This is a genomic window from Solwaraspora sp. WMMA2056 (assembly GCF_030345095.1).
In the GTDB taxonomy this organism is placed as follows: Bacteria; Actinomycetota; Actinomycetes; order Mycobacteriales; family Micromonosporaceae; genus Micromonospora_E.
On record NZ_CP128360.1, the window covers coordinates 1,399,972 to 1,419,408 of the forward strand.

Below are 19,437 nucleotides of genomic sequence, written 5' to 3' on the forward strand. Positions count from 1 at the left end.
CCATGGGGATGCTCTGCGCGGTCAGCTTCAACCGGTACGGGCGCCTCTTCTACCTCGACCCGGGCGACCTGCGACCGGCGGTCGGTGACAAGGTCCTGGTGCCGACCGACGACGGCACCGAGGTCGCCGAGTGCGTGTGGGCGCCGCAGTGGGTCGACGAGCCCACCGACGGGTTCCCCCGGCTCGCCGGCGTCGCCACCGACCAGGATCTGCGCCGCGACGAGGTGCAGCGCAAACGCAAGGCGGAGGCGAAGGTCGCCGCGAAGCGGCTGATCCGCGAGCACGGCCTGCCGATGAAGGTCGTCGCCGTCGACCACGTGCTGGAGCCCGGCACGTTGAACAGTTCCCGCGCCACCATCTACTTCACCGCGCCGCACCGGGTCGACTTCCGGTCCCTGGTGCGTGACCTCGGTGCCACCCTGCACTGCCGGGTGGAGCTGCGCCAGCTCTCCGCCCGTGACTCGGCGCGGGTGCAGGGCGGGATCGGGTCCTGTGGGCGGGACCTGTGCTGCGCCACGTTCCTGACCGACTTCGAGCCGGTGACGATCCGGATGGCCAAGGACCAGGACCTGCCGCTGAACCCGCTGCGGATCTCCGGTGCCTGCGGCCGGCTGATGTGCTGCCTGAAGTACGAGCACCCGCTGTACGCCAAGTTCACCGAGTCCGCCCCGCCGATCGGTGCCCGGGTCTCGACCCCCGACGGTGACGGGCGGGTGGTCGGCCACAGCGTCCCCCGGGACGCGGTCGTGGTCCGGATGGACGCCGACGGCAGCCGGTGCAGCTGCAGCCGGGCGTCGGTCTGCGGCCCGCGAAAGGCCCACGACGAGGCGTACGGCTGACCGCCAGCGTTCGCTGCCGGCACCGCCGATGGTCGCTCGCTGCCGCTGGCACCGCCGCTGCGCGTCGCGTCACCGGACGGTGATCGGCTCCTCGGCGAGCCGGGCGGTCAGCGGCTGCTCCGGCACGATCCACGGGTCGTGCGGTGCGCCGGCCGGGTCGGCCCGCCAGCGCCGGCACACCCGGTCGACCGCCATCGGGTAGATGGTCAGCGCCCCGTCGGCGGTGATCCGCATCCGGACGAAACTCTTCGAGTCCTCGATGCCCTGCCCGGCGAAGAGCTCGTTGACGTTGACGTCGAAGGCACCGGCCAGCACCAGGTAGCCGGCGGTCAACTGGCTGGCGACCAGGCCGGCGACCGGCCCGTACACGACGGCGGCGGCGACCACCGGCAGCGGCCACGGCCAGTCGACGAACGGCAGCTGCAGCCAGATCAGCGCGCCGACCCAGGCCAGCGCGATGTGCGCGGCGCCGTGCCCGAGCCCGAGCAGCCAGTGCCGGGAATGTCGCACGCCGCTGGCGCTCGGTGGCTTGGCGAAGACCACCGACGCGCCGAGGGTGAGCACCACCATCGCGACCAGCGGGATGCTGAACAGCCGCTGCCCGTTGGTGTCGGCCCAGGAGACGATGACGCCGGCGACGGCCAGCATCAGCAGGGTCTGCAGGGTGCCGAGCAGGGTGGCGAAGCCAGGGTTGCGGCGCGGCAGCCGGTGGAAGATGCCCCAGCTGTAGCGGCGGGACCGGTCGGCCTGCGGGTAACGCCCGGCCAGGGCGTACTGGCGGCGCGGGCTGGTGTTGCGGGTGATGGTGTCGACCGGCGGCACGGTGATCCGCTCCGGCAGCTTGTGGGTGGCCGACAGGTAGGCGCCACCCCCGCCGCAGGTGATCAACTCCCGCTCCGGGTGGGCGTACCGGGCGTAGTGGTGCTGGTCGCCGGAGATCATCAACGGCACCCGGGCACCGGTCGGTTTGATCACCGTACGCAGGAAGTAGTCGACGGCGTCGTATGCCTGGTGGTCGACGACGGCCTTGACCCAGGTCGGCTCCGGCACGGCCAGAATGATCCGGTCGTCCGGCCCGAGCTGCTCGGCCGCCTTCTCGAAGTAGATCAGCTGCGGGTCGTCCAGGTATGCGCCGAACTGCTCGTCGATGGCGAACAGCCACCAGTTGTGCGGCAGCCGGGCGGCGAAGTACGACCGCTTCTGCTCGGTGCGCCAGCCGCCGATCGAGGCGTCCCGCCGTCGGGCGAACAGCCGCAGGAACGCGGTGAGCCCGTCGTACCAGTCGTGGTTGCCCGGGATGGCGTACAGCGTCGGCGGCGGCTGACCGGCCGGTGTCGTCGGCAGCGCCGCCTGGTACGGCCCCTTGCACCGGTCCTCGTACGCTTCGCCGCTGGCCGACGGGTAGACCTGGTCGCCCCCCATCACCAGCAGATCGCCGCGGCGCAGCCGGCCGGCGCCGTCGACCGCCAGCTCCGGCTGCGCCAGCAGGTACGCCAACGAGTACGTGGCCGGGAAACCGTCACCGAGGTCGGCGACGTAGTCGATCCACAGCTCGCCGTCGACCGCGTCGTGCTGGTGCACGTCGTCGGGGAGCGCGCCCTGCAGTTCCCGTTTGTCGAGGTACGCTCCGAACAGCATCGCCAGCACCGTCCGCAGCCCGGTGCTGAGCAGCAGCATCGGGGCGAGCCACGGCACCGGCGGTCGGGGCGTGAAGCCCAGCTCCGAAGGGTCGAGTGAGCGGGGCCGGGGGCGGCGGTCGCCGGTCGGATCGACGCTGCCCGTGCCGGTCTGGCCGGGGCCGGTCGGGGAGTCGGGCGGGGCGGTTCCGGTCGGATCGTCCACGTCTGGCAGCCTACTGTCGGTCATCGACCTCTGTCATCCGCCGGCCTGGTGCCCGGTCGGGGCCGGCTTCCGGCCGGCGGGCGTACCGGCGGTGCGGTGCCGTACACTGGTTGATCGTTGCCGCCTTAGCTCAGTCGGCAGAGCGACGCACTCGTAATGCGTAGGTCGACGGTTCGATTCCGTCAGGCGGCTCGGCAACCGGTGCCCCCGTCACCTCGGCGAACAGCCGAGGCGACGGGGGCACCCTCGCATCCGATCAAGCTGACCAAGGTCAGCGGGCGGCACCGTTGCGGTACGCCCAGATCACGACGTTGAGCCGGTCCCGGACCCCGAGCTTGGCCAGTATTCGGCCGACGTGGGTCTTGACGGTCACCTCGGCGAGATGGAGTCGCTGGGCGATTTCGGCGTTGCTGGCTCCGGCGAGGATGAGGTTGAAGACGTCGCGTTCCCGGGTGGTGAAGGTGTCCAGCGGCGCGGGGTCCCGGGGCGGGAGTGGTGGTGTGGTGCGGGCGGCGACCAGGTGGTGGGTGGTGGTCGGGGCGAGGACCGATCCGCCGTGGTGGACGGTGCGAATGGCGGCGGTGAGGCCCTCGCCGGTGGTGTCCTTCAGCAGGTAGCCGCTGGCACCAGCGGTGAGGATACGAGTGGCGTAGTCGCCGCTGTCGTATGTGGTGAGGGCGAGGATTTTCGGTGGGGGGTTGGCGCTGGCGAGGATGACGCGGGTGGCGGTGATGCCGTCGAGTTCGGGCATGCGGATGTCCATCAGAATGATGTGGGGTCGGTGTCGGGCGGCGAGGGCGATGGCTGCGGAACCGGTGGCTGCGGTGGCGACGACCCGCATGTCGGGAGCGGCGTCGACGACCATGGCGAAACCGGTACGGACGAGGTCCTGGTCGTCGGCGATGAGTACGTCGATCGTCATACCCGTGCTCCTTGGGCGGTCAGTGGCCAGGTCGTGGTGACGGTGAGGTCCTCGCCGGTGCTGATGGTGCAGGTGCCGTTGAAGAGCGCACACCGGTGGCGGATGCCGGTCAGGCCCCGGCCTGGGATGGGTGGTTCGTTGTGGCTGGGCGACAGAGGGCTGCGCACCGTGACGGTGAGCAGGGTGGGTGTCCACTGCATGGCCAGGTGGGCGCGGCGTTCGTGGGTATGTTTCAGGACGTTGGTCAGGGACTCCTGGATCACCCGGTAGACGGCGAGGTCCATGCCTGCTGCCAAGGGCTGATCCTCCCCGCTGGACTGGGCGGTCAGGTCGAGGCCAGCGTCGATGAACCCGCCGAGGAGCTCCGGGAGCCGGCCGAGTCCTTCGCCTTGCCAGTCCTGGTTGCCGTCCTCGACGACGGTCAGCAGCCGTTTCACGTCGGTGAGGGCCTGCCGGCCGAGGTGCGCGATCCGGTCGAGAACGGGGCCGACGGCTCCGCTGTCGACCCTGGCGGTGGCGCGGCCACCTTCGGCCTGGGCGATGATGGAGGCGAGGGAGTGCGCGATGATGTCGTGCATCTCCTGGCTGATTCGGATGCGTTCCTCCTGGGCGGCCAGTTGAGCCCGGATAGCGCTGTCCTGCTCGGCCAACCTCCGGCGGTGCTCGGCGTCGGCAACAGCGATCCGTTGCTGACGTTGCATCAGGCCGGTCGACCAGGCAGCCAGTACGGTCGCCATGATCAGCACGGCGGGCAGGGCGGCACCGAGCCGCCGGTCATGCAGCGCTTGGGCGACGACCAGTATCGCGCTGGCGGCACCCGGCAGCAGTCCCGCGTGCCGCCAATGTCTGGGGGCGTAGGCTGCGGTGGCGTGCACGGCAACGAGGCTGACGAGGTCGCCGGGGAACATGAAACTCCGGGAGACGGCCAGGTGCGCGGCTGAGATGGCGGCGACTACCGCGAGAAACAGCAGCGGTGCGCTGCGGCGGATCAGCAGGGGCACGGCGATCATCGCCGACCAGTACCACTCGGAAAGCCCGGCCAAGCCGAGCAGCAGGCAACAGATGACGGCTGCGGTGGCGATCGCGACATCGAGGGCGGGCACCGGTCTGCGTCGTAACCCCACACGTCCAGGCTAGGCAACGCCTGTCGTTCACGGAAACCTGCCGCAAAGATCGATACCTGCGCCTGATACCAAGGTATCGGCTTTTTCCGGCAGACGGATTCCTTGGTGGGATGTGTCGGGATGCGCTGATTCCTACCGTGGGTACGGTGACGACGCATACGACATTTGCCGAGATGGTGAGCTGCCGCGAGGTCCGGAAGACCTACGGCACCGGTGCGGCAGCGGTGGTCGCGGTGGACGGCGTATCTGCGGATTTCCTGGCTGGGGAGTTCACCGCGATCATGGGCCCGTCCGGATCGGGCAAAACCACGTTGATGCACCTGATGGCCGGTCTGGACACCCCGACCCAGGGCACAGTGAGCCTGGCGGGAACGTCGCTGGCCGGCTTGAACGACCGCGCGTTGACTGACCTGCGCCGAGACCGGGTCGGCTTCATCTTCCAGGCGTTCAACCTGCTGCCGACGCTGACCGCCGAGCAGAACATCGTGCTGCCGTTGCGGCTGGCCGGGCGGCGTCCCGACCCGGACGAACTGCGCCGGGTCACAGGGGCGCTGCAGATCGGCGACCGGCTGGCACACCGGCCGGCCGAGCTATCCGGCGGCCAGCAGCAGCGGGTCGCGGTGGCCAGGGCGCTGCTGACCAGGCCCTCGGTTATCTTCGCCGACGAACCGACCGGCGCCCTGGACATCGCCACCGGGCGGGCCCTGCTGGGAACCCTGCGGGAGGCGGCCCGCCGGGAGGGACAGACGATCATCATGGTGACTCACGATCCGGGCGCGGCCACCTACGCCGACCGGGTCCTGGTAATGGCGGACGGTCGGATCCACGCCGAACTACGCAGCCCGACCCGGGAACAGATCCTGGTGGCGATGGCAGCGGTGGCGGTGTGACCATGATCTTCGCGTTTGCCTGGTCGCAGCTGCGGTCGTACCCGGCCCGCCTGCTCGCCATCGTCATGGCGGTGACCCTGGCTACCGGCTTCCTGACGGCGACCGCGACCTTCGCAGCGACCTCCAGCGAGGGACTACGCCGTACCGCCGCCGCACCCTTGACCACCGCCGACATAGTCTTGGAGGCCGACGACACGGTCAAGGACCCGGAGTGGTACCAGGCTGCAGCCTCCGTACCGGGGGTGCGCTCGGCCGACCCGCAGCACGCCCGTACGGTCACCGTCTTTGGTGGCTCCCGTCGCGGCGACGCCAACGTGCAGAGCATCGCTGCTACCGAACGGGTGCGCTGGTTCGCCTTGGACGGGGGGCAGTGGCCTAGCCGTTCCAACCAGGTGGTGGCCGACCAGCGGACCCTCGACGACCTCGGCGTGGAGGTCGGTGCCACCCTGACGTTCCGACAGGGCGACCTGGCACCGGTTCCGGTGACCGTGACCGGCGCGGCCGATCTGGGTTTCCAGCCGCTGACCGGTTCATCCTTCCGGTTTTACGCCCCGGCGTCGTTCTTCTCCGGGGACGTGCCGCCTGCCGCGCTGCTGACCGTCGCCGACCGGGCGCAGTTGGCCGCCACCCTCGACGCGCTCCGCGAAAGACTGGGCGACGGAATCACCGTCTCCGAGGCCTCGGTCGTCGCCGACCAGGCGGCTGCCCGCTTCGCCGGCGGCAACGGACAACTCGTCGTACTGATGCTGGCGTTCGCGGCGGTGGCGCTGCTGGCCGCCATGCTGGTCGTGGCCAACACCTTCCACGTGGTGATCGTCGCGCGGGTTCGGCAGATCGCGCTGCTGCGCCTGGTCGGCGGCCACCGGTCGCAGGCCAGGCGCATGGTACTGGCGGAGGCTGCGATCGTCGGTGGGATCGGCGGTCTGGCTGGTGCCGCTGTCGGGGTGGGTCTCGGCTACCTCGGCGCGACTACCCTGGACATCGCTGGTGGCGGCCTACGGGTCTCACCGACCGCCCTGGCCGGTTGCGTTGCCGTCGGAATGGTGGCCACGGTGGTGGCTGCCTGGACACCAGCCCGGCGGGCCACCCGGATCCCTCCCGTCCGGGCCCTGCAGACAGCTGAAGAGCCACCGGCCGGATCGGTCCGGATCGGTCGTCGTCTGGTCGTCGGCAGCATCATCACCGCCATCGGTGCGGTGGCGCTGGTCGTGGCCGCCGTCGGTGCCGCACTACCCCTGGCCCTGGTGGGCGGGCTGCTTCTGGCGACCGGCCTCCTGACGGGCCTGCCCTCACTGATCGGCCTGCTGCTGGCTCCGGTGGCCCGACTACTCGAACGCTTCGGGGTTGCCGCTGGTCTGGCCGGCACCAGTCTTAGCCAGAACGCCCGCCGCACTGCCTCGGCCGCGATGGTCGTGGTGGTCGGCGCCGCCCTGATCAGCAGCCTGGCGGTGGCCGCCACCACCGGACGTGCCACCGTGGCCGCGGACCTGGAGGCTCGGTACCCGATCGCGGCCAGCCTCCGCACCGACGGCTCGGCGATCAGCATCGACACAGTTGAGGCTCTGGCCCGGGTACCGCAGGTCACGACCACCGCGACGGTCGGCACCATCACCGCACGCTTCCCCGACGGTGGCAGGGCCACACCCCGGCTGCTCGCGGCCACACCCGAGAACCTCGCTCCCCAGGCCCGGCCAGAAGGGACCGTCCTGCTCCCCGCCACCTACCTCACCGCCCTCGGACTGGCCGAGGGTGAGCCCATCACCGTGGCGGTGGGCGAGCGGGAACTCCGGTTGACCGCCCACGCCTCCCGGCTGGCCGACACCACGGGACAACTCCTCGGTGTGGTCAACCCGGCGACCCTGGCCGCGCATCAGATCACGACGACCCCGACCGCAGTGTGGGCAGCGGCGGCGGTGGGCTTCGACCGGGACGCCCTGACCGCCGACGTCAACGCGGTGGCTGCGCGCGACCCCAGAGTCCAGGTCGGCGGCGGCGTCACCGAGGGCGGCGACATCGCCAACGTCCTGTCCATCCTGCTCGGTCTCTCCCTGGCGATGTTGCTGGTGACCGTCGTGATCGCCCTGCTGGGCATCGCGAACCTGCTCGGCCTGTCGGTCATCGAACGGGCCCGGGAGATGGCGCTGCTGCGGGCTCTCGGCACCCGCCGGGGGCGACTGAGGTCGATGCTCACGGCTGAGGCCGTCACCATCACCACCCTGGGCACCCTCATCGGAATCCTGATCGGGGTTCCCGTGGGCCTGGCCGGGGTCGCCGCAGCGGTGGGGCGCACCGCTGAGCCGGTGATCCGGCTGCCCTGGGGGCAACTCGTCCTAGTCCTCGTAGTTGCCATCCTGACCGGGGTGCTGGCGAGTGTGGCGCCGGCCCGCCGAGCGGCCAGGGTGGCACCCGCCGAGGGGCTGACTCGGTAGCAAAATGTGCAACTTCGCATGCTGAAAGTGAACTTATATTGACTTGATCAAATATGTCTATTACCGTCCTTGCTGTCAGGTTGTTCAGACTCGGCTTGGCGGGGGACGGTTCGTGACGGATGTGCTGGTGGTAGGCGACGAGACCCTGATCAGTGTCGGAATCAAGATGATTCTGGAGAGCGGCGGAGGACTCGATGTCGCCACCACTGAGTGGAAGGACGCCCGATCCGCTGTCGAGCAGCGCCGGCCGGCCGTGGTGCTGCTCGCCGGCTTGCGGGAACAAATCACTGTGCTCGACCAACTGCAGGCTCTGGGTGGAGTATCCGCCATCGCCGTCCTGACCACTCGGGCTGTGCCGGACCTTGTGCTCGATGCGTTACGAGGTGGGGCGTGCGGCTTTCTGCTGCGCGACACTCAACCTGAGCAGCTTGTCGCGGCAGTGCGGGCGCTTGCCCGGGGTAGCGTCGTGCTGGCGCCCGAGGCATCCTCGGTGGTGATGCATGCGGCCATCCGGCCTGAGGTCGTTCCCACTTACGGTTCACGAGCGGTCGAGCGGCTCAAACAGCTTTCTGACCGAGACCAGAGCATCCTGCGGTTACTCACTGCAGGACTCACCAACTCCGAGATTAGCAAACAAGTCTTTCTCAGCACGGCGACCGTGAAGGAGCACGTCAGCCTCATACTCGCAAAGTTGCACGTGAGAAACCGCGTACAGGCTGCGGTCCTGGCTTGCTCCGCTGGCCTTTGTGTCGACGAGGATGGCCGTCGCTGCTGAACGACCCTGGATCTTGTAGAGAACTTCCCCGCTTGGAAGGATCGAGAGATGGCGGGAACGAAGCAGTAACCGCAGGCGTTGCAGGATCCGGCGGTGCGTCGACTGATGCTGTGGTCTGCGCATGCATTCCGCCATATAAATATCGGATTACCCAAATGCGAATTACATCCTCTGTGCTCAAATCCAGCTCCGCGAGGTGGTTGGCGCCGGCAGCCGAGGTTTGCAGAACACTGCGGTTCACTGCCTGTTCTGATTATTCCACTGACAGTCGAAATTCCTCCGCAAGCAGCTCGTATGAGCGCTGCCGCGCCCCAAGGCCGGGGCAGTTCGTCGTCAGCATCACCTCATGGACGTCGTAGAGGGTCTGCAGCCTGCGGATCTCCTTCCCCACCACGGCGGGTGTGCCTGCGATCTGCAGGTACGGGCGGGATTCGCGCAGTCTGCGATCCTCGTCCGTGAGCTGGTAACGGCGGGCATCATCGAGATTCGGCGCGCCCCCTCGGTACTCGTCGGTGCGCTGAACTTGCGCCCTCCACCCCGTGGTGCACGACATCCAGAAGCAGGCCGCCAACTCCTCGGCCTCAGCATCCGAATCAGCGCATAGCACCCGTAGAGCCAACATCGCCTGTGGCTGTTCCAGCCACGCCGAGGGGCGGAATTTTTCCCGGTACACCGCGAGGGCCTCCGGGCATTCGGCGGGGGCGATGAACTGGGCGAGGCAGAAGGGTAGCCCGAGCATCCCAGCCATCTGGGCGCTGGATTTTCCAGAGCCGAGCATCCACGGTATCGGCGGCGTTGGTATCTCGGGCGTCACAGACACCCTGGTGATCGTCCGGCCATCGCCAAGGAATCCGAGCAATCCTCCGATCTGCTGTAGAAAAGCCTCGTCAGTGCGGATCGCGTAGGGATTGAGTAGTTCCGCGAAGGCGGGCGGACCGCCGAGTCCACGCCCGAAACCGAGATCGATGCGTCCCGGGTGCAGAGCCGTGAGAACACGGAACGTTTCGGCCACCTTGAGGGGACTGTAATGAGGTAACAGCACGCCGCCGCTGCCAACCCGAATCCGGCTGGTGACTGCAGCCGCCGCAGCCGCGACCACCTCGGGCGCGGCGCACGCATGTGCCGCACTGCCGTGGTGTTCGGCAATCCAGTACCGGTGGTAGCCGTGCGACTCGACGCTGTGGGCCAACGTGACGCAGTCGCGGACCGCCTCAGCCGGGCTGCCGTCACGGAACACCGGAACCTGATCCAACACGCTGAGCACGATGTCTCCCAAGGCTTCCTCCTCACGAGTGTTCACTCGATGAACGCTCAGATCAGCAGCTGCCGACCCGCGAACTCCCGGTAGAGCTCGTTGTTGGTGAGCAGGTCATCGTGTTGTCCGACGGCTGTGGCGCGGCCCTCGTCGATAACCACGATCCGGTCGGCGCGTACCACGGTGGCCAGCCGATGCGCGACGATCAGGACGGTGCGTCCGGCGGCGAGCGTTCCGAGACTGTCCTGCAGTAGCTGCTCGTTGCGGGCGTCCAGATGTGCGGTCGGTTCGTCGAAGAGCAGAACTGGCGACTTGGCGAGCAGCGCCCGGGCGACCGCCAACCGCTGCCGCTCCCCGCCGGAAAGCATGCCCCCACCCTCGCCGACCGGAGCTTGCAGGCCAGCTGGGTGCCGCGCGATCAGCAGGTCCAGGTTCACCGCTCGGGCAACTGCATCGATCTCGAGATCGGATGCTTCCTGAGCCGCAAGGGTGAGGTTGTCCCGGACGGAGCCGGCCAGCACCGGCGCCTCCTGCTCCACGTATCCGAGAAGGGCGCGTAACTCGTCCAAGGGGTACTCGCGGATGTCACGACCGTACAACCGGATCTCTCCCTTGGAGACCTCGTACAGGCGAGCGATCAATGCCAGGATGGTGGACTTGCCAGCTCCGGACGGTCCCACCAGGGCGGTGGTACTGCCTTCAGGAATCTGGAAGCTGACGTTACGCAGCACCACGTCGCCGTGATAGCCGAATGACACGTCATCGAACTCGATGGCGGGTACGGGGTGCCAGGTGGGGGAGATGGTCGACGACCGTGCCGGCATGACCTGTTTCTCGTCCGGCAAGGTGAGAATCTCCTGGATTCGGCTCAATGCGCCCCGCCCGCTCTGTATCGTGGTCACGGCGTCGGCGACTTGGGCTAGCGGCAGTGCGAGGACGAACAGGAACAACAGGAACGCCACCAAGTCCCCAAGTTGCATGGCACCCTGTGCAACCCGCAGACCGCCGAATCCGATCACGGCGACGAACGCACCCTGCAGGGCAAGCCGCACGATCGGGCCGATGTACGCGGAGACCTGCGCGAGCCGGACGCCTGCGCGTCGAGCCTGGTCGGCGCACTCGACCACTTTGGCGGTCTCAGAATCGGTGGCGCCTGCGATGCGGATCGTACGGACGGCACCGAGGGCGCGAGCCAACGCGGCGATCAGCCCCCCGACCGTCTCTTGGACGGTCCCACTCACGGCCGCCAGTCTCCGGCTGAGGAAGCGGACGCCCACCGCCCCCAGCAGCACCGGCAACAGGCTGACGCCGAGTAGTAGGGGGTCGATGATCGCCATTGCTATCAATGCTCCGGACACCAGGAGCAGTCCGCTGACCATATCGACCACACCGGAGGCGAACATCGAGCGGAGCAGCGGCGTGTCCGAGCCGACCCTGGCGATCAGGTCGCCGGACTCGCGCCCATCGTAAACACTGACCGGCAGCCGTAGCAGGTGCACGACGAGGGCGCGTCGCGCGGCGAACACCACCGCCTCCCCGGTGCACTGCAAAAGGAACTGCTGTGCGGCACCCACACCCGCTCCAGCGACCATCACGGCCAGCACCAACGTCGCAGCCGTCCCATAGGGCTCGCCCGACTCAAGAGCGGTCAGTACTCGACGTATGAGCAACGGTTGGCAGAGCTGTCCCGCGACCCCGACGAGCGCGAGCACCCCAGCTGCGATCAGCTTGCCCCGATGCGCGGACAGGCTACGCCGCAGCACGCTCGAACGACTCAGCACGTGCGTGGGCTGTCGGGCGTTTCCAGCCAGGCGATCGCAGGAACTTCGGCCGGGTACGCAAGTCGCAGCAGGCCCAGGCAAATGCCGGCGGCGCCCAACATCAGGCCCGGCATGTAGATGTCTCCGACCAGACCGCAACGCATTCCGTTCGTGGCGATGTCACCGACCACCGATGCGGTCAGTCGTTCGTACCTGCCCGGTGCCGGTAGGACCCGCTCTGCGAGATCGAACAGCGACAAGGCACCGAAGTCACCGTGGCAGACGCTGTGATTCAGACCGAAACCCTTGGCAGCCACCAGGCTCAGGGCTGCGTCGGCCTCCGCGATCAACCCGCTGTCACCCTGACGGTGGTCTCGGAGGATGAGAAGCCGAGACAGCCCGATGCCGGCACCACCGTGGCACCACAGGGCAGGGTAGGAGCCAGTACCCGCCATCTCCGGGCGCAGGTCGCGCCAGGCGCCATCGGCAGGCACGTACAGGGCGCGATCGAAATCGACCGCCCGGCTCGCCAGCTCGTGCAGCGACTGATCGTCAAACTCTGCGGCGAGCCGGTACAGCGGCCATGCGATACCGGCCGCGCCGTGTGAGAAGCCCCCCAGCAGCGGACCATCTGGGGTGGCTGGCCAGCCGGCTGCGCCGTTCACGTCGACCACGTTCGCCGCCAAGCGTTCAGCGCACACTGCCGCCACGTCCCGTACGCCGGGCATCTGATGTCGCCGGTGTAGATCCAGAGCGACCACTGCGCACCCGGCCAGTCCGGCGATGAGGTCGGGACACTCCTCGCGCGTGGCGCACTCGCGCCACCACGGGACCGCTTCGGAGATCGCCTCCCAGTATACCGGCTCGCCCGTCGCGTGTGCAACGTGGTCCAGGGCGTAGAGCAAGCCGGCGGTACCGCTGTAGGCACCGACCGTCTCGACGATACGATGCTCGGCGAGGTACCGCAGGTAGCCCACTACAGGGCGGGCGGCACGGTGCGCGATCTCCAGGTACCGGTCGTCACCGAACACTCGGGCCGCATATGCGTACATCACCGCGAGCCCCGCGATACCGTCGTACAGTCCAGTCGCCAACGGCTTGTAGCTGTAGGTTTCCTGCGTGATGCCCTCGATGCTGACGCCGATCCAGGATACGTCGTCGGTGCCGAGGATCGCCTCGTCCGCCAGCCGCCGCGCGATCCGGTTGGCGAGCACAGCGGGATCCGTCTCATGTCCACCAGGGCGGGCGACGGGCTGGCCGACGACCGGCCGCGGCCGCGGCAGGGTGCCCATCGAGTCCTCGATTATCCGGACCTGGGCAGCGCGGTGCGCCGGTCCGAACTCGGCCAGCCGCCCGGTCAACACCGAGATGGCTGAGGCACCGAAGTACCCCGGATGCAGCAGACGGGCTCCAGTGCGGATTTCGCGGCTCCCCGCGATGCTCTGGAAGCAGGGGATGTCACCGGCGAGCAGTTGACGTCGCTCGGATTCGATGATCGGGACAAGTTCCGGACGGGCGTCGGCGGCGGCCCACAGCTTGTCAAGCAGCCTGTCCCGGTCGTTGGCATCGCGCAGATAATCCGGGTGGAAGCTCTCCGTCAGGAAGAGGCTGTACCGCCGGGTCGGACGAGCCAGATGGCGTACCTCGACGTCCCGGAACCCGTGTAGCAGCCGGTCGAAGTCGGAGCGGTGCGCAACCATCAGGTCGTACGCCTCGGTGAAGCCGGCGACCACCTCGGAGGTATGCGTCCAGGGCTGCACCTCCCCGCCGGTGACAACTGGACGGTTCAATGCGCCGGCCATGACTGCCTCGACTGCTTCGATGCGGGCAACGTCGGTGTAGGCGTCCACCACGCGGGGAATCGGGCGCGGAGCGGCCTGCGGTTCCCCGCCTCCGATGGCGCTGACGTCGACACTGTGGCGTTGCCGGCCACCGAAAGCGCGGGCCGGAAGGATACCGACCGCCAGCACACTACGGTTGAGCACGTCCAGCGCGCGCCCGTACGCATCTTCGGCCGAGCGGCCGAGTTCACCGCACTGCAGTACGGTCTCCAGGTCAATGGGCGTGAACGACGAACCGGCAGCGATCACGTTCTCCATGTGCATGTCCACGCCGCCGAGCAGCAGCATCACCGCCAGCACGGAACCTGCTCGCCGGTAGAAGTCGGATAGTTCGTCGGCGTCGACGCAGGGCGCGTGCCGGACGAACTCACACCAGCCATGCCCGCCGCAGTCGAGCACCCGTGGAGCGGTCACCGGCACACTCAGTCCTTGCCGGTCCAGAGCGGCGACTGTCTCGGCGTACGCCTTCTCGGCTGCTACCGACCGCGGCTTGTAGATCAGATCGGTGCCGTCGGAGAAGGTCACCTGCGCCACTGACCGTCCACCATGGTGTGGATCTCCAAGGTCAAGCCGGAAGGCGCTCACGACGGTCGCTGACGGGGGTAACAGTCCAACGCGCCGCAGTTGATGCTCATCCCCGGCTAAGCGCTCGAACAGTTCTGCTGTGTAGTCGACCCAACGCCGGCCGGCTTCGATGAGACACCGACCGAGCACGGGATACTCGCCGAACAACGCACGAAGGTAATCTGGGTCGGTGAGCAGCCGCCTGTCGTAGTCGTCGTACCTCTCCTGCGGGGTGTCGCCCATGAGCTTGCCGTGCAAGCGAGCGACGTTGAGTTCCAACAGCATGGTTCGGGTTGCGATCGACAGTAACCGGTTGGCGAGTGCCTCAAGCAGTGAATTGCGTAAGCCGGCGATGGACGTTCGCTCCGCTAGGCGCTCCCGTAGTCGCGCCTCGTAGAAAGCGAGAAACGGATGAATCAGGCCGCTGAAAAGTAGCCGGTCGAACCCTTGGGACCACAATCTGGTGGGCAGTTTGAGAAAGGCTACCTCGCTGGCGTCCGTGTCGAGCACCACTGCGAGTTCGTTCGCCCAGTCGAGCAGATGGTCGGGTGGGTCGAAATCCTCCCCCGAGATCATTTTCCCAAATGCAGCACGACTTATCGCCAACTCGCGTAACCGGATGTCGAGAATGCGGTCATCGAGGAAGGCGGAATCTCGCCACGAACAAACAAGATCATCGTGTCCCGGTGTCGGCTGGTCGTTCGTCGATGCCGGACGTTCGTGCAGGTAGGCACTTCGTCGAATATTGAAGGGATCAAGTGCAAGGGCCGGTGACATTGCTGCTCCTGCGGGGAAGGGGAGGCCCGGGAGGGTGCGCTGCACGCTCCCGGGCCCGATGGCCGGTCCTCAGCAGGCGCAGATCAGCGTGCCGCACTCGATGGTCAGGGTGCAGACCCAGCCGCTGCTGGCGGCGTAGACGGTCCGATCCTCGCGGAGGTCCTCGAACGTCAGTTCGCCGAAGCCGCTGCCTGCCGGGTCGACGGTGTCCCCGTCCCGCAGATCAGCGTTCTTCCAGGCCTTTTCGATGGCAAGAGTGGACATCTATTTCCTTCCTTCCTGTGAATCACCGGGCGATCGCCCAGGATCGACCAAATGCAGCCACGGCGCCATGGCCGCAATTCCGTCCAACCTGAATTGGTAACCCGTCGTCAATTGAAACGACGCCGATCGACGATTCGCTACCCGCCATGTGGGGGGTGGGTGGAGATGATCGGAGATGAAGAAACATCCAGCCGACGGTTGACCGAATCTTGAATCTCAAGATAGAAGGTGTCGGTAGCGCGTGGAAACTGGCTCCGGCAAACGTTCTCTGATTGATCTTGGTGGCGGTTCGCGCGGATCGCGTGGGCTGGTCGGAGCGCGTTCGTGGGGAGGGCCGAGGTTCGCGCGGCCATACATCTGTCGCTTGCTCGCCTTGGTGCGGTTGGTGGCGAACCAGCGCGGTGAACCCGCAGGCGGGGCCAACGACAGTGTCGAAGAGCGGCGGGGGCGCCAGCGAGATCAACGTCGCCAGGTGCTGCACCTGGCGACTCGGCTGGGCTGACGCCGAACGGTCAGGTGAGGCGGACGGACAGGCCCTTGCCGCCGAACTCCTGGCAGATGAACGACGGGGCGTCGGGGGTGCTGGACGCCGGGTCGTACCGGTAGCCGATGTCGTCGAACGCGCGCAGCTCGGCGACCGGGTCGGCGGTGTCGGCGATCCGGCGCGACACCAGCCACCGGGCGAACGCGCCACGGGCGATCTTGGCGTGGACCACCACGAACTTCGGTTCGCCGGATGCCGGGTCGACGGTGCGGAACCGTGGGGTGACCACCCGGCCGGGGTCGACGTGCGGCAGGACGGCCTTGCTGTACTCGTTGGCGGCGAGGTTGACGATCCGACCGGTCGCCGGCAGCTGCGCGGCGATCGAGTCCGCCCAGTACCGGTACAGGTTGGCGTACGGCTCGGCGGGCAGGCGGTAACCCATCTCCAGGCGGTACGGGCAGACGCCGTCGAAGGGGCGCAGGATTCCGTACAGGCCGGAGAGGATGCGCAGGTGCGCGTCGGCGTGCGACCGGTCGGCCGGGCCGAACGTGTCGATCTGCAGCCCGCTGTAGATGTCACCGACGAACGTCGCCGCCGCGGGGCTCTGGTGCTGCGGCGTGGTGGTCCACTCGGCGTACTGCTGCCGGGTCCGCTGCGCCAGTTCGGTGGAGACGGCCATCATCCGGCGGAGCTGATCGGCCGAGAGGGTCCGCAGGTAGGTGATCAGCTCGGTGGACCGCGCCAGCAGCGCCGGTACGCCGGGCGTCGGGTGACCGTGGTCGCCCGTCGGTGGGCGCATCGTCTTGGAGCTGTGCATCAGGATGATCATGGGTCCGTCTCGCCGGGTCGTGGTGGCGCATCGCCGGCTGTGGCGCTGCCGTCGCCCCGATACAACCGCACGACCCGGACCTGTCGTCGGCCGGGGCCGGCGAGCTGCCCCGGCCCGCCGCCGGTCGCCCGGTCGCTCGTCGCCGGTCGCCCGGTCCGGCTGGTGCCGGCGTACTGTTCGCAAAACTTCCGGAAATGTGGTCGCCCGCAGCTCGCAATCCCGGTCCGTCGAGCCGGCCAGGCCGCAGCGGTACGGCGCCGTCTGGTGACCCACGTCGATGTGTCACCGATCGTGTACGCCAGGTCAGGTGCCATGTGAGGGCGACCGTGGTGAATGCGGGACGAGTCGGATCCCGACGGTTGCCAACCCCGGAACCTTCTGCAACTCTAGATGAATCTACATCGATGTTAGCGCTAACAATCCGTCCCGCTCCAACCAGTGCACATCCGTCCACCGCACCGGAGGATCAGTGAACCCTCACCACCGTCCGGCCCGGCGTCGATTCCGAACGCTCTGGGCCACAGGCGCCGCCATGCTCGTCGCGGTCCTCACCGTGACCCTGCTTCCCAACCTCGCCAACGCCGCCGAGTCCACGCTGGGGGCGGCCGCCGCCCAGTCGGGCCGGTACTTCGGCACCGCCGTCGCGGCGAACAAGCTCGGTGATTCGACGTACGTGAACATCCTGAACCGGGAGTTCAACAGCGTCACCGCCGAGAACGAGATGAAGCTCGACGCGACCGAGCCGCAGCAGAACCAGTTCAACTTCACCAACGGGGACCGGATCGTCAACCACGCGATCTCGCGGGGCATGGCGGTGCGCGGTCACACCCTGGCCTGGCACTCGCAGCAGCCGCCGTGGATGGAGCGGATGGAGGGCACCGCGCTGCGGCAGGCGATGCTCAACCACGTGACCCGGGTCGCGTCCTACTACCGGGGCAAGATCCACTCGTGGGACGTGGTGAACGAGGCGTTCGAGGACGGTAACTCGGGTGCCCGGCGTAACTCGAACCTGCAGCGTACGGGTAACGACTGGATCGAGGCGGCGTTCCGGGCCGCGCGGGCGGCCGACCCGGGGGCGAAGCTGTGTTACAACGACTACAACATCGACAACTGGTCGTGGGCGAAGACGCAGGCGGCGTACAACCTGGTGCGGGACTTCAAGCAGCGGGGGGTGCCGATCGACTGTGTGGGTCTGCAGTCGCACTTCAACTCGCAGTCGCCGTACCCGTCGAACTACCGGACGACGTTGTCGAGCTTCGCCGCGCTGGGTGTGGACGTGCAGATCACCGAGCTGGACATCGAGGGCTCGGGGCAGGCGCAGGCGAACGCGTTCCGGGGTGTGGTCAACGACTGTCTGGCGGCGATCGCCCGGTGCACCGGGATCACGGTGTGGGGTATCCGGGACAGTGACTCGTGGCGGTCCTACGGCACGCCGCTGCTGTTCGACAACAACGGCAACAAGAAGCAGGCGTACGACGCGACTCTCTCCGCGCTGAACAGCGTCACTCCGGGCCCGAGCCCGACCACCCCGGGGCCCAACCCCACCACGCCACCACCGACGAACGGTCCGATCGACCCGAGCGCCTACTACGAGGTGTTGAACCGCAACAGCGGCAAGGCGCTGGACGTCTGCGGCGTGTCCACGGCGGACAACGCCTGTATCCAGCAGTACGCCAGATCGGGTGGGAACAACCAACAGTGGCAGTTCGTCGACTCCGGCGGCGGCTACTACCGGCTACGCGCTCGGCACTCCGGCAAGGTCCTCGACGTCTACAACTGGTCCACCGCCAACGGCGGCGCCGTCGTGCAGTACGACGACTGGGGCGGCACCAACCAGCAGTGGCAGTTGGTCCGGGTCGGTGGCAACCCGAACCCCAACCCGACGACCGCACCGCCGGCGACCACACCGCCGCCGGGTGGCACCTGCAACCTGCCGTCGACGTACCGCTGGTCGTCCACCGGCGCGCTGGCCCAGCCCCGCTCCGGCTGGGTGTCGTTGAAGGACTTCACCCACGCCCCGTACAACGGCCAGCACCTCGTCTACGGCACCACCCACGACTTCGGCACCAGCTGGGGCTCGATGAACTTCGGCCTGTTCTCCAACTGGAACCAGATGGGCTCGGCCAGCCAGAACGCCATGCCCTTCTCCGCCGTCGCACCGTCGCTGTTCTACTTCGCGCCCCGTAACGTCTGGGTGCTGGCCTACCAGTGGGGCGGCCCGGCGTTCTCCTACCGGACGTCGACCGACCCGACGAACGTGAACAGCTGGTCGGCGCACCAGACCCTGTTCACCGGCAGCATCTCCAACTCCGGCACCGGACCCATCGACCAGGCACTCATCGGCGACGACCAGAACATGTACCTCTTCTTCGCCGGCGACAACGGCCGCATCTACCGCGCCAGCATGCCCATCGGCAACTTCCCCGGCAGCTTCGGCTCCAACTACACCACCATCATGACCGACACCACCAACAACCTCTTCGAAGGCGTCCAGGTCTACAAACTCCAGGGCCAACAGCGCTACCTCATGATCGTCGAGGCCATCGGCTCCCAGGGCCGCTACTTCCGCTCCTTCACCGCCACCAACCTCGGCGGCACCTGGACCCCCCAGGCCACCAGCGAATCCAACCCCTTCGCCGGAAAGGCCAACAGCGGCGCCACCTGGACCAACGACATCAGCCACGGCGAACTCATCCGCACCAACGCCGACCAGACCATGACCATCGACCCCTGCAACCTCCAGTTCCTCTACCAGGGCCGGGACCCGAACTCCGGCGGCGACTACGGACTCCTGCCGTACCGGCCGGGTGTGCTGACCCTGCAACGCTGAACCACCGGCACG

13 protein-coding genes and 1 tRNA gene are annotated in these 19,437 nt (G+C 67.8%); 6 read left to right on the forward strand and 8 right to left on the reverse strand.

Annotation, left to right across the window (positions count from 1 at the left end; genetic code table 11):
- Positions 1-2 precede the first annotated feature (2 nt).
- On the forward strand, positions 3-839 hold the full coding sequence (locus O7608_RS06500) for a PSP1 domain-containing protein (RefSeq protein WP_289209104.1): 837 nt from the start codon (positions 3-5) through the stop codon (positions 837-839).
- A 69-nt stretch (positions 840-908) separates the two neighbouring features.
- Here the strand turns inward: O7608_RS06500 and O7608_RS06505 are convergent, their stop codons facing one another.
- Entirely contained in the window at positions 909-2,705 is a 1,797-nt protein-coding gene (locus O7608_RS06505) for a metallophosphoesterase (protein ID WP_289209105.1), read from the reverse strand.
- A gap of 95 nt (positions 2,706-2,800) precedes the next feature.
- Here O7608_RS06505 and O7608_RS06510 point away from each other — a divergent pair.
- Positions 2,801-2,873: transfer RNA gene (locus tag O7608_RS06510), tRNA-Thr, on the forward strand.
- Between the two features lie 79 nt (positions 2,874-2,952).
- Here O7608_RS06510 and O7608_RS06515 read toward each other — a convergent pair.
- Positions 2,953-3,603 (reverse strand): response regulator, encoded by a 651-nt coding sequence (locus tag O7608_RS06515; protein WP_289209106.1) that lies wholly within the window; start codon positions 3,601-3,603, stop codon positions 2,953-2,955.
- The gene (locus tag O7608_RS06520) at positions 3,600-4,727 is read right to left on the reverse strand and encodes a sensor histidine kinase (RefSeq protein WP_421358803.1); all 1,128 of its coding nucleotides are present in this window, start codon (positions 4,725-4,727) and stop codon (positions 3,600-3,602) included. Before O7608_RS06520 ends, O7608_RS06515 begins: the two co-directional genes overlap by 4 nt.
- A 110-nt stretch (positions 4,728-4,837) precedes the next feature.
- On the opposite strand from O7608_RS06520, the gene O7608_RS06525 reads away from it, so the two are divergent.
- The 3 genes from O7608_RS06525 (at position 4,838) to O7608_RS06535 (ending at position 8,821) form a co-directional block, all read left to right on the forward strand.
- Positions 4,838-5,617 (forward strand): ABC transporter ATP-binding protein, encoded by a 780-nt coding sequence (locus O7608_RS06525; RefSeq protein ID WP_421358805.1) that lies wholly within the window; start codon positions 4,838-4,840, stop codon positions 5,615-5,617.
- Positions 5,614-8,046, forward strand: a complete 2,433-nt coding sequence (locus O7608_RS06530; protein WP_353850505.1) for an FtsX-like permease family protein — start codon at positions 5,614-5,616, stop codon at positions 8,044-8,046. The genes O7608_RS06525 and O7608_RS06530 overlap by 4 nt, the downstream gene beginning before the upstream one ends.
- Before the next feature lie 112 nt (positions 8,047-8,158).
- Positions 8,159-8,821, forward strand: coding sequence for a LuxR C-terminal-related transcriptional regulator (locus O7608_RS06535; protein ID WP_289209109.1), 663 nt, complete (start codon positions 8,159-8,161; stop codon positions 8,819-8,821).
- Positions 8,822-9,074: 253 nt separating this feature from the next.
- On the opposite strand, the gene O7608_RS06540 is transcribed toward O7608_RS06535, so the two are convergent.
- The 5 genes from O7608_RS06540 to O7608_RS06560 all read right to left on the reverse strand — a co-directional run bounded on the left by O7608_RS06540 (position 9,075) and on the right by O7608_RS06560 (position 16,595).
- Positions 9,075-10,121, reverse strand: coding sequence for an MsnO8 family LLM class oxidoreductase (locus O7608_RS06540; protein ID WP_289209110.1), 1,047 nt, complete (start codon positions 10,119-10,121; stop codon positions 9,075-9,077).
- A gap of 11 nt (positions 10,122-10,132) precedes the next feature.
- Complete coding sequence (locus tag O7608_RS06545; protein ID WP_289209111.1) at positions 10,133-11,857, reverse strand: ABC transporter ATP-binding protein; 1,725 nt, start codon at positions 11,855-11,857, stop codon at positions 10,133-10,135.
- The gene (locus tag O7608_RS06550; protein ID WP_289209112.1) at positions 11,851-15,018 is read right to left on the reverse strand and encodes a type 2 lanthipeptide synthetase LanM family protein; all 3,168 of its coding nucleotides are present in this window, start codon (positions 15,016-15,018) and stop codon (positions 11,851-11,853) included. The genes O7608_RS06545 and O7608_RS06550 overlap by 7 nt, the downstream gene beginning before the upstream one ends.
- A 69-nt stretch (positions 15,019-15,087) precedes the next feature.
- Positions 15,088-15,282 (reverse strand): hypothetical protein, encoded by a 195-nt coding sequence (locus O7608_RS06555; RefSeq protein WP_289209113.1) that lies wholly within the window; start codon positions 15,280-15,282, stop codon positions 15,088-15,090.
- Between the two features lie 512 nt (positions 15,283-15,794).
- Positions 15,795-16,595, reverse strand: a complete 801-nt coding sequence (locus tag O7608_RS06560) for a YaaA family protein (RefSeq protein WP_353850506.1) — start codon at positions 16,593-16,595, stop codon at positions 15,795-15,797.
- 532 nt (positions 16,596-17,127) lie between these two features.
- Between O7608_RS06560 and O7608_RS06565 the strand changes: the two genes are divergently transcribed.
- A complete protein-coding gene (locus tag O7608_RS06565) occupies positions 17,128-19,425 on the forward strand; it encodes a non-reducing end alpha-L-arabinofuranosidase family hydrolase (RefSeq protein ID WP_289209115.1) in 2,298 nt (765 codons plus the stop codon).
- Positions 19,426-19,437 lie beyond the last annotated feature (12 nt).